Origin of the sequence: Streptomyces sp. NPDC048288, from assembly GCF_043201555.1 — a bacterium.
GTDB lineage: Bacteria > Actinomycetota > Actinomycetes > Streptomycetales > Streptomycetaceae > Streptomyces.
Genome location: NZ_JBICZD010000004.1, coordinates 615438 through 630247 on the forward strand (window position 1 = coordinate 615438; position 14810 = coordinate 630247).

At 71.7% G+C, this 14810-nt stretch carries 11 protein-coding genes; 7 read left to right on the top strand and 4 right to left on the bottom strand.

Annotated elements, in window-relative coordinates; all coding sequences use genetic code 11:
• Positions 1-133: 133 nt before the first annotated feature.
• The 6 genes from ACGFZS_RS18190 (at position 134) to ACGFZS_RS18215 (ending at position 9034) form a co-directional block, all read left to right on the top strand.
• Complete coding sequence (locus ACGFZS_RS18190; RefSeq protein ID WP_355715427.1) at positions 134-571, top strand: Fur family transcriptional regulator; 438 nt, start codon at positions 134-136, stop codon at positions 569-571.
• 65 nt (positions 572-636) lie between these two features.
• Positions 637-2826 carry a catalase/peroxidase HPI gene (katG, locus tag ACGFZS_RS18195; RefSeq protein WP_393659139.1) on the top strand — a complete coding sequence of 730 codons (2190 nt, stop codon included), beginning with the start codon at positions 637-639 and terminating at the stop codon, positions 2824-2826.
• Between the two features lie 227 nt (positions 2827-3053).
• Positions 3054-4757 carry a PHP domain-containing protein gene (locus ACGFZS_RS18200; RefSeq protein WP_393795908.1) on the top strand — a complete coding sequence of 568 codons (1704 nt, stop codon included), beginning with the start codon at positions 3054-3056 and terminating at the stop codon, positions 4755-4757.
• Positions 4754-5359, top strand: a complete 606-nt coding sequence (locus ACGFZS_RS18205; protein WP_393795909.1) for a hypothetical protein — start codon at positions 4754-4756, stop codon at positions 5357-5359. Before ACGFZS_RS18200 ends, ACGFZS_RS18205 begins: the two co-directional genes overlap by 4 nt.
• A 155-nt stretch (positions 5360-5514) precedes the next feature.
• Positions 5515-7365, top strand: coding sequence for a M1 family aminopeptidase (locus ACGFZS_RS18210; RefSeq protein ID WP_393795910.1), 1851 nt, complete (start codon positions 5515-5517; stop codon positions 7363-7365).
• A 154-nt stretch (positions 7366-7519) separates the two neighbouring features.
• Positions 7520-9034 (top strand): amidohydrolase, encoded by a 1515-nt coding sequence (locus ACGFZS_RS18215; RefSeq protein WP_393795911.1) that lies wholly within the window; start codon positions 7520-7522, stop codon positions 9032-9034.
• A 121-nt stretch (positions 9035-9155) separates the two neighbouring features.
• Here the strand turns inward: ACGFZS_RS18215 and ACGFZS_RS18220 are convergent, their stop codons facing one another.
• Complete coding sequence (locus ACGFZS_RS18220) at positions 9156-10466, bottom strand: lysine N(6)-hydroxylase/L-ornithine N(5)-oxygenase family protein (protein ID WP_393795912.1); 1311 nt, start codon at positions 10464-10466, stop codon at positions 9156-9158.
• A gap of 98 nt (positions 10467-10564) precedes the next feature.
• Here ACGFZS_RS18220 and ACGFZS_RS18225 point away from each other — a divergent pair, with 98 nt between their 5' ends.
• Positions 10565-11518, top strand: a complete 954-nt coding sequence (locus ACGFZS_RS18225; RefSeq protein WP_393795913.1) for a methionyl-tRNA formyltransferase — start codon at positions 10565-10567, stop codon at positions 11516-11518.
• Positions 11519-11546: 28 nt separating this feature from the next.
• On the opposite strand, the gene ACGFZS_RS18230 is transcribed toward ACGFZS_RS18225, so the two are convergent.
• The 3 genes from ACGFZS_RS18230 to ACGFZS_RS18240 are packed head-to-tail and all read right to left on the bottom strand — an operon-like array spanning position 11547 to position 14585.
• Positions 11547-12440, bottom strand: a complete 894-nt coding sequence (locus ACGFZS_RS18230) for an ABC transporter ATP-binding protein (protein ID WP_393795914.1) — start codon at positions 12438-12440, stop codon at positions 11547-11549.
• Positions 12441-12444: 4 nt separating this feature from the next.
• The gene (locus ACGFZS_RS18235) at positions 12445-13587 is read right to left on the bottom strand and encodes a FecCD family ABC transporter permease (RefSeq protein ID WP_393795915.1); all 1143 of its coding nucleotides are present in this window, start codon (positions 13585-13587) and stop codon (positions 12445-12447) included.
• Between the two features lie 2 nt (positions 13588-13589).
• Positions 13590-14585 (bottom strand): FecCD family ABC transporter permease, encoded by a 996-nt coding sequence (locus ACGFZS_RS18240; RefSeq protein WP_393796027.1) that lies wholly within the window; start codon positions 14583-14585, stop codon positions 13590-13592.
• Positions 14586-14810 lie beyond the last annotated feature (225 nt).

Sequence of the window (14810 nt, forward strand, 5' to 3'; positions counted from 1 at the left end):
CCCCGGCGGGTTGTAAAGAGATGGCAAAGTCGATCGGCCCTGCGGCGGCGGGGAAGGCGTTCGCCGGCTCGCCACCAGACTTGAGTGGTTTGTTTTCTTGAATCACTCGTGTTTATGAGGATAGGTTGGCTCCATGACCGCATCCCAGACCCCGACGACCGCCGAAGAGCTGCGCGGTGCCGGCCTGCGGGTGACGGCCGCCCGCGTCGCGCTGCTGGAGACCGTCCGCCACGGCGACCATCTCGACGTCGAGGCGATCGCCTCGGGTGTCCGCGAGCGCGTGGGCCACATATCGCTTCAAGCCGTGTACGACGCGCTGTACGCGCTCACCACGGCGGGACTCATACGCCGGATCGAGCCGGCCGGCAGCCCGGCCCGGTTCGAAGGACGTGTCGGCGACAACCACCACCACCTGCTCTGCCGGTCGTGCGGTGCCGTCGTCGACGTCGACTGCGCGGTCGGCGAGGTGCCTTGCCTGACCGCCTCGGACGCCCACGGCTTCGTGATCGACGAGGCCGAGGTCATCTACTGGGGCCTGTGCCCCGCCTGCTCCACCGCCAGCAGTTCCTGAATACGTTTTCCTGAATACGCAGTTCCTTAGTACGTCGATCCGCCCCCTCCGGAAGGATTTCCCCCATGTCTGAGGCCCAGGACAACGCCGCGGGCAAGTGCCCGGTCGCGCACGACCGCGCCGCGCACCCCACCCAGGGCGGCGGTAACCGCCAGTGGTGGCCCGAGGGGCTCAACCTGAAGATCCTTGCCAAGAACCAGCCGGTCGCGAACCCCCTCGACGAGGGCTTCGACTACGCCGAGGCGTTCCAGGCCCTCGACCTCGCGGCCGTGAAACAGGACATCGCCGAGGTGCTCACCTCCTCGCAGGACTGGTGGCCGGCCGACTTCGGCAACTACGGTCCGCTGATGATCCGGATGGCCTGGCACAGCGCGGGCACCTACCGCATCTCCGACGGCCGCGGTGGCGCCGGCGCCGGCCAGCAGCGCTTCGCCCCGCTCAACAGCTGGCCGGACAACGGCAACCTGGACAAGGCGCGCCGTCTGCTGTGGCCGGTCAAGAAGAAGTACGGCCAGTCCATCTCCTGGGCCGACCTGATGATCCTCACCGGCAACGTGGCCCTGGAGCAGATGGGCTTCACCACCTTCGGCTTCGGCGGCGGCCGTCCCGACGTCTGGGAGGCCGACGAGGACGTCTACTGGGGTCCCGAGAAGGTGTGGCTGGACGACCAGCGCTACACCGGCGACCGCGAGCTGGAGAACCCGCTCGGCGCGGTCCAGATGGGCCTCATCTACGTCAACCCCGAGGGCCCCAACGGCAACCCGGACCCGATCGCCGCGGCCCGCGACATCCGCGAGACCTTCCGCCGGATGGCGATGAACGACGAGGAGACCGTCGCCCTCATCGCCGGTGGCCACACCTTCGGCAAGACCCACGGCGCGGGCCCGGCGGAGAACGTCGGCGTGGAGCCCGAGGGCGCCCCGCTGGAGCAGCAGGGCCTCGGCTGGAAGAGCACCTACGGCTCCGGCAAGGCCGGCGACGCGATCACCAGCGGTCTTGAGGTCACCTGGACCACCAAGCCGACCCAGTGGAGCAACGACTTCTTCAGCATCCTCTTCGGCTACGAGTGGGAGCTGACCCAGAGCCCCGCCGGCGCCAACCAGTGGGTGGCCAAGGACGCCGAGGCGATCATCCCCGACGCGCACGACGCGTCGAAGAAGAAGCTCCCGACGATGCTCACCACCGACCTCTCGCTGCGCTTCGACCCGATCTACGAGCCGATCTCGCGCCGCTTCCACGAGAACCCCGAGCAGTTCGCGGACGCCTTCGCCCGCGCCTGGTTCAAGCTGACCCACCGTGACATGGGCCCGAAGTCCCTGTACCTCGGCCCGGAGGTCCCGGCGGAGACGCTGATCTGGCAGGACCCGCTGCCGCAGGCCGAGGGCGAGGCCATCGACGCCGCCGACGTGGCGGCCCTGAAGGCCAAGCTCCTCGGCTCCGGCCTCACGGTCTCCCAGCTCGTCTCCACCGCGTGGGCGTCGGCCTCGACGTTCCGCGGCAGCGACAAGCGCGGCGGTGCCAACGGCGCCCGCATCCGCCTGGAGCCGCAGCGCGGCTGGGAGGTCAACAACCCGGACGAGCTCGCCCAGGTCCTGCGGGTCCTGGAGGGTGTCCAGCAGGAGTTCAACTCCGGCGCCAAGAAGGTCTCCCTGGCCGACCTGATCGTCCTCGGCGGTGCCGCGGCGGTGGAGAAGGCCGCCAAGGACGGCGGGGTCGACGTCGAGGTGCCGTTCACCCCGGGCCGCGTCGACGCGACCGAGGAGCACACGGACGCCGAGTCCTTCGCGGCCCTGGAGCCCACCGCGGACGGCTTCCGCAACTACCTCGGCAAGGGCAACCGCCTGCGCGCCGAGTACCTGCTGCTGGACCGTGCCAACCTGCTCGGCCTCAGCGCCCCCGAGCTGACCGTCCTGGTCGGCGGTCTGCGCGTGCTCGGCGCCAACCACGCCGGCTCCAAGCACGGTGTCCTCACCGAGACCCCGGGCGTGCTGACCAACGACTTCTTCGTCAACCTGCTCGACATGGGCACGGAGTGGAAGTCGACCTCCGAGGACCAGGACACCTTCGAGGGCCGTGACGCCTCCGGTGCGGTCAAGTGGACCGGCACCCGTGCCGACCTGGTCTTCGGCTCCAACTCCGAGCTGCGCGCGCTGGCCGAGGTCTACGCCAGCGACGACGCCAAGGAGAAGTTCGTGAAGGACTTCGCCGCCGCCTGGGCGAAGGTCGCCGACGCGGACCGCTTCGACCTGGTCTGACCGACCGGGCCCTGATGCCCGGGCCGGCTCCCCGTGAGCCGGCCCGGGTATTGCCGTCTTTACGGCTGTTTGGCCAACTCCCCACCGGTACAAGTGCGTAGCGCGCTGCACATGAGTCGTTCTTTACCCCACCATGACCTCGACTTCCGTTGTTCACGCGACCTTCGCAGACTCTGCACGTCCTGAGTCACCACCCCCCGTACCGGCCGCCCACGGGAGTTCCGAGCATGAGTCACGGTCACAGCCACGACCACGGACACGGTCACCATCACCACCACACGGACGCCGACGCCTCGTCGCTGCCGCCCGCCCTCGACCTTTCGGTCCCCGACGCGGAGCTGACGCCCGGTCAGCTCTCCCGCCGCTCGATGCTGCGCCGCACCGGCCTGCTCGGCGCCGGTCTCGCCGCCGGCAGCGTCCTCGCCGGCGCGGGCCAGGCCGCCGCCTCGGTCTCCTCCTCCCACTCCCAGGACGGCCGTTCGGCCGGCTACCTGTGGCTGGCCGGTGACCACCACATCCACACCCAGCACAGCTCCGACGCCAAGTACCGGGTCATCGACCACGTCCGGCAGGCCAACGCGCACGGCCTGGACTGGATGGTCATCACCGATCACGGCAGCGAGACGCACGCCAAGATCGGCGTCGAGAAGGTCAACCCGGACATCGTCGCGGCCCGTGACCAGATCGACGACACGCTGGTCTTCCAGGGCCTGGAGTGGAACATCCCGGCCGCCGAGCACGGCACCGTCTTCGTCCACCCGGGCAAGAACGAGGTCGCCGTCCTCAAGGAGTTCGAGACCTCCTTCGACGGCTCGGTGAAGGGCGCCTCCGCCAGTACCCCGGCCAACGAGGCGCTGGCCATCTCCGGCCTCAACTTCCTCGCCGAGCAGGTCCAGCGCCGCAAGGTCAAGGACGCCCTGTTCCTCGCCAACCACCCGGCGCGCAAGGGCATCGACTCCCCGCACGAGATCCGCGCCTGGCGCGACGCCCAGCCGTCGATCGCCGTCGGCTTCGAGGGCGCCCCCGGCCACCAGGCGGGCGGCCTGCCCAAGCCGAACGGCCCCGGCGGGGCCCGCGGTATCTACGACAACAGCCCGAGCGCCGACTCCTTCGCCGGCTACCCGCTGGAGAGCTACCGCACCTGGGGCGGCTTCGACTGGATGACCGCCACCGTCGGAGGCCTGTGGGACAGCCTGCTCGCCGAGGGCAAGCCCTGGTGGATCACCGCCAACTCCGACTCCCACAACGTGTACGCGGACACCGCGGTGCGCGGCCCGAACAGCGACTTCAACGCCAACGGCCGCTACAACGACCCGGTGTACGGCGGCACGATCAGCCTCACCGACACCGACTTCTGGCCCGGCCAGTACTCCCGTACCCACGTCGGCTCCGCCTCCTTCTCGTACAAGGCGGTCATGGACGGCATCCGCGCCGGCCGTGTCTGGGTGGACCACGGCGGCCTGATCAGCGGCCTCAACGCGCAGCTGCGCTCCGGCTCGCGCGCGGTGACCCTCGGTGACGTGCTGCACGTGAAGAAGGGCAGCCAGGTCGACCTGGTCATCGAGATCAGCCTCGCCAACGGCCCCAACTGGGCGCAGTTCGTGCCGTCGCTGGCCCGCGTCGACGTCATCCAGGGCGATGTCACCGGCGCGGTCGCCGACCAGGACACGTTCGCCACGCCCGCCACCAAGGTCGTGAAGTCCTTCGACGTGAACAAGTCGACCGGCTCGGTCCGGCTGACCTACTCCCTCGGCCGCCTCGACAAGCCGGTCTACGTCCGGCTGCGCGGCACCGACGGCAACCGCTCGGCGGTCGGCGTCAACGGCGCGGCCGTGGACCCGGCGGGCCCGGCCATCGACGTCCTCGCCGACGCCGACCCGTGGAAGGACCTCTGGTTCTACTCCAACCCGATGTGGGTCCTGCCCGCATGACCTCCCCGTACGACCCGTCCGGCGTCCGCCCCGTCATCGGGGTGGACGCCGGTACGGCGACCCTGCGCGAGGCCGACCACCTGATCCACGGGCTGCTCGGCCGACTGGCGCCCACGGCGGACGTGTTCGCCTGCACCCACCTCCATCGCACGGACGAACGCCGGGGCACGACCGTGTCGCTGGCCGTCGCCGACACGGACGCCGACGCGGTGTGGCAGGAACTGGTGACGACCCTGCCGGAGGGCGCCGGGCTCGCCCTCGCCGACCGTACCCACGGCCCGGCCGCCGCGGTGAACGGCGCCCGGCTGGCGGCCGCCGCGCCCCCGGACTCCGGCCGCGCCGTGGTCTACCCCGGCGTGCGGCACCTGACCGGCACGGTCACCGCGGCGGACCTGCTCGACCGCACGGCCATCGAACGCCTGGTCGTGATGGGTGCCCCGGCCGCCGAACTCCCGCCCGCCACCGAGGTGATGACCCAGGACCACGTACGCCCGGAGTGGCGCGCCGGTGTCCTCACGCTCACCCTGGTCCCGGCGGCGGGCGGCCTGCTGGCCCCCTTCGAGGTCCCCAACCCCACCCCGTGCTGCGCGGACCACGCCTGACGCGAGGGTAACCCCTTAGTGACATGGCCTGGTCAAATCTGTCAGGCTTCCGACTCGCACCACTTCGTCATGCGTGAGGCCGCCACCGGCGCACCCCAGCCGGACCGGCGGCCACCGAGCAGGCCGGGATCCCGGCCTCCGCAAAGGAGTTTCGTGTGAGATCGACCCCCCACAGGGCCTTCGTCACCAGCGCGTTGGCCGTCGCGGCACTCGCCGCAGCCCTGCTGCCCGGCACCTCGGCGTCGGCGGCGGCCGAACCGGCCGCCGCCGCGGCCTGTACGCCGAGCCAGCTGATCACCAACGGCGGCTTCGAGAGCGGCACTTCACCCTGGACCCAGTCCTCGACCAGCGTGATCACCAACCGCTCCGGCCAGTCCGCCCACGGCGGTTCCAGCTTCGCCTGGCTGGACGGCACCGGCGGTACCCACACCGACACGCTCTCCCAGAGCGTGACCATCCCCTCCGGGTGCTCGGCCACCCTCACCTTCTGGCTGCACATCGACACCGCCGAGACGACGAGCTCGACGGCGTACGACAAGCTCACGGCGAAGATCGGCAGCACCACGCTGGCGACCTGGTCCAACCTCGACAAGAACACCGGCTACGTCCAGAAGTCCTTCGACGTCTCGGCGTTCGCGGGGCAGACGGTGACCGTGGCCTTCACCGGCACCGAGGACTCCAGCCTCCAGAGCAGCTTCGTCCTCGACGACCTCGCCCTGGACACCTCGGCAGCCACCACCCCGGGCGACACCACCCGCACCCCGGCCGCGCCGTCGTACACCGTCAGCCTGACCAGCAACTCCACCGGCACCGGCTGGACCGGACACGAGAGCGTGAGCTTCACCAACGCCTCCGCCACCGCGCTCAGCGAGGTCTACCTCAGGCTGTGGGACAACTACCACGGCACCTGCTCGGCCCCGCCGATCACGGTCACCAACGTCACCGGCGGCACGGCCGGCGCGCTGTCCGTCGCCTGCACCGCCCTCAAGGTCGACCTGCCGACACCGCTCGCGCAGGGCCAGAGCACCACGATCGGTTTCGACCTGGGCATCACCGTCCCCAGCGGCGCCGACCGGTTCGGCTACGACGGCGCCTTCAGCATGATCGGCAACGCCCTGCCCGTGCTCGCGGTCCGGGACGGCTCCGGCTGGCACCTGGACCCGTACACCAACAACGGCGAGTCCTTCTACTCCCTGGCCGCCGACTTCAAGGTGACCCTGGACCACCCCAGCACCCTGCTGGTCCCGGCGACGGGCACCTCCACCGACACCCCCGGCACCAGCGGCCGTACCGTCACCACCGCCACGGCCACCAAGGTCCGTGACTTCGCCTGGGCGGCCGGGCCGTTCACCAAGATCTCCGGCACCTCGACCGGCGGAGTGCCGATCAACATCTACTCCGTCTCGGGCATCAGCTCCTCCAGCGCCCAGTCCATGCTCAGCACGGCCAAGACGGCCGTCGACGCCCACGCCGGCCGCTTCGGGGCCTACCCCTACGGCGAGTTGGACGCGGTCATCGACAACAACTTCTGGTTCGGCGGCATGGAGTACCCGGGCTTCGTCCTCGACCTGGTCAGCACCACCGCGCTCACCCATGAGATCGGCCACCAGTGGTGGTACGGCATCGTCGGCGACGACGAGTACAACAGCCCCTGGCTGGACGAGGCGTTCACCGACTACGCCACCGATCTGGCCCTGGGCAAGACCGGGACCAGCTGCTGGAGCAGCGTCTCCTGGGCCTCGTCCGACGAGAAGATCACCAACTCGATGGCGTACTGGGACGCGCACTCCTCCCGCTACTCCACCGTCGTCTACGGCTACGGCAAGTGCGCCCTGCACGACCTGCGCCGCCTCATCGGCGACACCGCGATGACCAGCCTCCTGAAGAGCTACGCCACTTCGCACTGGTACGGCGTCTCGACCACCGCCGAGTTCAAGGCGGCGGCCCAGGCGGCCACCAGCACGGACCTGACGTCGTTCTGGACCACCCACCGCATCGACGGCTGACGGTCCCGCCCGACCGGTCCGGACGCGGGACGGCCGCACGCCAGGGCCGTCCCGCGTCCGCCGTTCGGCATCCTCCGGAAGCCCCGGCGCCAGGAAGTGACTAAGGTAAGCCTAAGTTCACTTCTGCTGTGGGATGTCGAGGGGCGGAGACACGATGACGGATTTCGCGGACGCATCGCACAGGACGGTGACGCTCGCCCGGGTCCGGCTGGGGGCGGGCGGACCGCTCGTCGCGGTGCGGGTGGCGGACGGCAGGGTCACCCATGTCGTACCGGAGCACGAGGCCGGGGTGCGGGCCGTACCGGTCGCGGGCGAGCGGGTCCTCGATCTGGCGGGGCGGGTGCTGCTGCCCGGACTGTGGGACGCCCATGTCCATCTCGCCGAGTGGGCCAGTGCGCGCCGTCGGCTCGACCTGGCCGGAACCGCCTCCGCGCGGGAGGCGGCCGACCGGGTGCGGGAGCAGGGGTGCGGGGCGTCCGGTGCGACCGTGCTGTTCGGCTATGGCTTCCGGGACGGGCTCTGGGCCGACGCCCCGCACAAGCGGCTGCTCGACGCGGTGCTGCCCGACCGGCCGGTGGCCCTGGTCAGCGCCGATCTGCACGCCGTGTGGCTGAACTCCGCCGGTCTCGCCCTGGCCGGCCGCGGCGACCACCCGACCGGACTGGTCCGGGAACGCGAGGGGCACGAGGTCCTCTCGGCCCTTCCCGAGGCGCCGGCCGAGGAGGTGGACGGCTGGGTAGCCGACGCCTGCCGGGCCGCCGCCGCGCGCGGGGTCACCGGAGTCATCGACTTCCAGTTCGGCGACACCGTGACCGCCTGGGAACGGCGTTCGGCCGTGGCCCCGCCGGCCGTCCGGGTGGCGGCCGCCGTCTACCCGGACCACCTGGACGCGGCGATCGCGCGCGGACTGCGCACCGGGTCCGGGATCGGCCCCCGTGGGGGCGGACCGGTGCGGGTGGGCCCGCTGAAGCTCTTCACCGACGGCTCGCTCAACACCCGCACCGCGCTGTGCCGTGACCCGTACCCGGGGCTGGAGGGCACGGACGGCGCCCACGGCCTGGAGCAGACGCCGCCGCACGAACTGGTGCGGCTCATGCGCCGGGCCGCCGCCGAGGGCATCGAACCCGCGGTGCACGCCATCGGCGACCACGCCAACACCGTGGCCCTGGACGCCTTCGAGGCCGTGCGCTGCCGCGGCCGGATCGAGCACGCGCAGCTGCTCAGCCCCGAAGACCTGCCGCGCTTCGCGGAGTTGGGCGTCACGGCGGGCGTCCAGCCCCGGCACGCGACGGACGACCGCGATGTCGCGGACCGGTACTGGGCCGGCCGCACCGGACGCGCCTTCGCCTACGCCGACCTGCTGGCCGCCGGGGCCCGGCTGGAGTTCGGGTCGGACGCCCCCGTCTCCCCGCTGGACCCCTGGCTCGCCGTCGCCTCCGCCGTCGGCCGCACCGACGACGGCCGCCCGGCCTGGCACCCCGAACAGTGCCTGCCGGTGCGGGACGCGCTGGCCGCAGCGGCCCGCGGGCGCCGGCTCGTCCGCGTCGGCGACCCCGCGGACCTGGTGGTCGTGGACACCGACCCGCTGGCGGCGGACCCGGACACCCTGCGCACCATGCCGGTGCACGCCACGATGACGGACGGCCGCTGGACCCACGGCCCGTACTGAGACCGCGCCGCGACGCCGCTCCCGACACCGTCCGGTGTTCGGGACCGGCGCGCCGGGCCATGGGAAACCCCGTGGCCCGGACGGGACCGTACCGTCCGGGCCACGGGAGTGCGGGGGCCGGTCAGGCCACCGTCAACCGGTCGGCCAGCACCGAGCGGTGGATCTCCTCCGCCCGGACCGCCACGGTGGACAGCAGCGTGCTGGTGAGGCCGTGGGTGTGCTCGGTGCCGCCCTGGAGGTAGATGCCGGCGCTGACCTCCGGCGCCGTCTCCACACGGTGGTCCCGGCCCACCCGGATCTCGTCCCCGTCGTCCTTGAGGCAGAGCTTGGCCGCGTCGCCCATCAGCGCGGCCAGGTCCCGGGGGCGATAGCCGGTGGCGAGCACCAGCACGTCGGCGGGGAGCGCCTGTTGCTCGCCGGTCGGCAGGAACTCCACGGTGACGTCGAGGCCGCCGTCCGCGCCGGGGGCGACCTCGCGGACCCGGGAGACGTTGAGGAAGCGCAGCCGCTCCCGGCCGGCCACCTTCTCCCGGTAGGAGGTGGCGTACAGCGCCTCGATCAGATCCATGTCGACCACCGAGTAGTTGGTGGAGCGGTGGTAGTCGAGCAGGGACTGCTTCACCTCGGACGGCGCCGAGAAGTAGACGTCGACCGCCTCGGGATCGAAGATCCGGTTGGCGAACGGGCTGTCGTCGGCGGGCGTGAACCCGTACTTGGCGAAGACCGAGCAGACCTCCGCCTCCGGGAACGTGCGGTGCAGGTAGTCCACCGTCTCGGCGGCGCTCTGTCCGGCGCCCAGCACCACCACCCGCCGCACCGGGTCGCCGGTCCGGGCCAGTTGCTCGGACCGGGGGATCAACTCGCTGTTGTGCCAGATCCGTTCGGCCAGGTCGAGGCCGGGCGGCACATGCGGTTCGAGGCCCATCGCCACACTGATGTTGCGCGCCCGGTGGGTCACGGCCGCCCCGGGGCGCGCGGTGTCCCGGCAGGTGACGTCGAAGAAGACGACCTGGCCGTCCTCGTCGCGCACCGGATCCACCGCGATCACCTGGCTGTCGTACGCCACCAGGTGCGCGACCCGCGCCGCCGCCCACGCGAAGTACTCGTGGAACTCCATCCGCAGCGGGAAGAGCGTCTTCTGGTTCAGGAAGTCGATCAGTCTGCCCTGTTCGCGCAGGAAGCACAGGAAGCTGAAGTCGCTGGTCGGGTTGCGCAGTGTGACGAGGTCCTTGAGGAAGGAGACCTGCATCGTGGCGTCGTCGATCAGCATGCCCCGGTGCCAGCCGAACCGTGGCTGGCGTTCCAGGAACAGGGCGTCGATCCGACGGTCTGCCGCGAGACCCGCGTTGTGTTCTTCAACCGCTATGGACAGAGCGAGATTTGACGGGCCGAAACCTATCCCGACGATGTCGTGGACGACGTCGGAACCCATGACCGGTGATTTCACCTTGGCATCGCCTCCCTCAGGCAGCCTCATGCTAGATAAGGTAAGGCTTACCTAGCAATGGAGTCTCGGAAGGGAAGAACCACATGCGGGTCGTCATGCTCGGCTACCAGACCTGGGGCCACCGCACGCTGCAGGCGCTGCTGGACTCCGACCACGAGGTCGTCCTCGTCGTCACGCACCCCAGGAGCGAGCACGCCTACGAGAAGATCTGGGACGACAACGTCGCCGAGCTGGCGGAGAAGCACGACGTGCCGGTCCTGCTGCGCAACCGCCCCGACGACGCCGAACTCCTCGACGCGGTACGGGAGGCGCGGCCGGACATCATCGTCGCCAACAACTGGCGGACCTGGCTGCCGCCCGAGCTGTTCGACCTGCCCCCGCACGGCACCCTCAACGTCCACGACTCGCTGCTGCCCGCCTACGCCGGGTTCTCCCCGATCATCTGGGCGCTGGTCAACGGCGAGGAGCGGGTCGGGGTGACCGCGCACCGGATGAACGCCGAACTCGACGCCGGGGACGTCCTGGTGCAGCGTTCGGTGCCGGTCGGGCCCGCCGACACGGCCACCGACCTGTTCCACCGCACGGTCGACCTCATCGCGCCCATCGTGCGCGAGTCCCTCGACCTGATCGCCTCCGGCCGGGACGCCGGCCAGTGGGTGCCGCAGGACCGGACCCGCGCCAGCTTCTTCCACAAGCGCTCGGCGGAGGACAGCCGGATCGACTGGAACTGGCCTGCGGAGCGCCTGGAGCGCCTGGTCCGCGCGCAGTCGGACCCGTACCCGAACGCCTACGCCTTCCACCGCGGCGAGCGGCTGCGGATCGTCTCCGCCGCCGTTTCGGAGGGCTGCTACGGCGGTACTCCGGGCCGGATCTTCATCCGGGAGGGGGACGGCGTGGTCGTCGTGGCGGGCGCCGACGCGTACACCGGGCGCTGCCGGGGGCTGCTGGTCCGCCGGGTCCGCACGGACGACGGCACGGAGTACGCGGCGGCGGACTACTTCCGCACGATGGGCGGATACCTGACGTCCCGTCCCTGAACGGGCCCGGGCCGGACCCCCGTCCGGCTCACTCGACGCCCGCCGTCACCGCGTCCTCCGTCGCACGGGGCTCGCCACCGCCGTCGTGGTGGTGGCGGCCCAGCGGGATGACCATCGGCGTGCCGCTGACCGGGTCGGGGGAGATCCGGCAGCGCAGGTCGAAGACGTCCTCGACGGTGGCCTCGGTGACCACCTCGGCCGGTGCGCCCTGCGCGACGATCCGTCCCGCCTTCATGGCGATGACGTGATCGGCGTACCGGCAGGCCTGGTTGAGGTCGTGCAGCACCATCACCACCGTGCGGCCCTCGCGCCGGTTGAGGTCCGTGATCAGGTCCAGCACGTCGATCTGGTGGGCGAGGTCGAGATAGGTGGTCGGCTCGTCCAGGAGCAGCACGGGGGTGCCCTGGGCGACGGCCATGGCGATCCACGCGCGCTGCCGCTGGCCGCCGGAGAGCTCGTCCACCGGCCGGTCCGCCAGCTCGGTCAGGCCGGTCGCCGCCAGCGCCGCCCGCACGGCCTCCTCGTCGGCCGCCGACCACTGCCGCCACCAGGTCTGGTGCGGGGAGCGCCCGCGGTTCACCAGGTCGGCGACGGTCAGCCCCTCGGGCGCCACCGGCGTCTGCGGCAGGATGCCGAGGGTGCGGGCGAGTTCCCGGGTCGGTAGGGAGCGCAGGGCGGTGCCGTCCAGTTCGACGACGCCCTCGCGCGGGGCCAGCAGCCGGGCGAGGGCGCGCAACAGGGTCGACTTGCCGCAGGCGTTGGCGCCGACGATGGCCGTGATCCGGCCGGTGGGCACGGTGAGGTCGAGGTCGGCCACCACGGGCCGTCCGTCGTAGGCGAGATGGAGGCCGCGGGCGCGCAACTCGGGCCCGGCGGCACGCGGTTCGGGGGTGCCCGGCGTACGCGGGTCGGTGGTCGACATGGGATCAGCCTCCAGAGCCCGCGCGGTTGGCGCGGATGAGCAGCCACAGCAGGACCGGCGCGCCGAGGACGCCGGTGACGATCCCGACCGGCAGTTCCGTCCCGGGGACCGCCTCGCGGGCGAGGAGGTCCGAGCCGAGGACGACGAACGCGCCGGTGAGACCGGAGACGAGCGGGGGCGGTGTCGAGGTGCCCGCGAGACGCAGGGCGATCTGCGGGCAGGCCAGCGCCACGAAGGCCACCGGGCCGGCCGCCGCCGTGCCGAAGGCGACCAGGCCCACTCCGGTCAGCAGCAGCGCCAGCCGGACCGGCTGGACGGGGGTGCCGAGCCCGGCGGCCACGTCGTCGCCGAGCTGGAGCGTGCGCATCCAGCGGCCGAGGCCCAGAGTGACCGGCAGCAGCACGGCGAGGGCGATCGCCAGGGAGTCCACCTGGCTCCAGGTCCGGCCGTTGAGGTTGCCGACCAGCCAGCCGAGCGCCTCCTCCGCCTCGAACCGGTTGCCGCGCGCCACCAGGAAGTCGGTGGCGCTGGTGCAGATCCAGGAGACGCCGATGCCGACCAGGATGATGCGGTAGCCGGTGGCCCCGCCCTTCCAGGCCAGCACGTAGACCAGCAGCGCGGTCGCCAGGGCGCCCAGCAGGCCCAGCGTGGACAGCCCGAGGCCGCCGGTCCAGCCGAGGACCACCGCCCCCACCACCGCGGTCCCGGCGCCCGCGGTCAGCCCGATCATGTCCGGGCTGGCCAGCGGGTTGCGGGTCATCGTCTGGAACACGGCCCCGGAGACCCCGAACGCGACCCCGACCAGCAGCCCGGTCAGGGCGCGCGGCAGCCGCAGGTCCTGGACGACGGTGACCGTGCCCGGATCGCCCACCCCGAACAGGGCCTTGACGACCTCGGGAAGGGTCACCGGGTAGTCGCCGACGGCCAGGCCCCAGCAGAACAGCGCGAACGCGCCCACGGCCAGGAGCACTCCGGTCAGCACCAGGCGCGGCCGCAGGATCCCGGAGACCGGGGGAGCGGTGAGCCGGAACGGCCGGTCGCGCAGCGCGGACCGGGCCGCGGCGGCCGGGGAGGACCGCGTCGGTGCGGCGGGGGAGGACGGGACGGCGGGGGAGGACGGTGCGGCGGGGGAGCGCTGGGCGGTCATGCTCACACCTCCGCGAGCTTGCGTCGGCGGACCAGGGCGATGAAGAACGGGCCGCCGAGGAAGGCGACGAGGACACCGGCCTGGATCTCGGTGGGCCGGGCCACCATCCGGCCCGCGATGTCGGCGGTCAGCAGCAGCACCGGGGCCAGCGCGGCGGACAGCGGCAGCAGCCAGCGGTGGTCGGGGCCGATACCGGCCGCCTGGGCGAGCACCCGGGCGATGTGCGGCACGACCAGGCCGAGGAAGACGACCGGACCGATGACGGCGACCGAGGCGCCGGTCAGCAGCACGATCGCGGTCACGCCCTGGAGTCGTACGAGACCCAGCCGGCGCCCCAGGGAGGCGGCCACGTCGTCGCCGAGCGCCAGGCTGTTCAGGGCGGGGGCGCAGGACAGGGCGAGCACGGCGCCGACCGCGAGGAACGGCAGGATGCGCAGCAGGTCGCCGGAGTCCTGGTCGGCCAGGGTGCCGGCGGACCAGAACCGGTAACGGTCCAGCGCGTCCTGGTCGGTGAGGACCACGGCACTGGTGAGCGAGGAGAGCAGCGAGGTGACGGCCACTCCGGCGAGCGCCAGCTTCACCGGGGTCGCCCCGGACCGGCCCAGCCGCCCGAGCAGGAAGACCAGGACGCTCGCGGCGAAGGCCCCGGCGAACGCGAACCACACGGAGACGTAGAGCGATCCGACCCCGAGCACCGCGACCGACACGACGATCGCGAAGGATGCCCCGGCGCTCACCCCGAGGATCCCGGGGTCGGCGAGCGGGTTGCGGGTCAGGGCCTGCATCAGCGCGCCCGACATGCCGAGCGCGGCGCCCGTGGTCAGGCCGAGCAGGGTGCGCGGGATGCGTACCGACCAGACCACGTTGTCCACGAGCCGGCTCGGCGGATGCCCGAGGACCGAGCGGACCACCTGTCCGGGCGGGATGCTCAACGCCCCCAACGCCACGGAGAGGAGGGACAAAAGGACCAGGAGGGCGACGATCACCGTCACCAGCACCGTGGTGCGAAGCCTTCTGCCTGAAGCCACTTGCCGGTCTCCATGCGGTCGTCCGGTGGACCGTGAACAGTCCCGAGAGCAGGTTAGGTGAGCATAACCTCAGCAGCTGTGACTTGGACCGCTGAAACCACATTGGCTCTGTTGAGTTAGGCAATCCTTACCTTACTATGCGAGCGGTCGCGGCTCCGCTGAGCCGTTCCACACCTATGGGGAGGCACGGGCAGC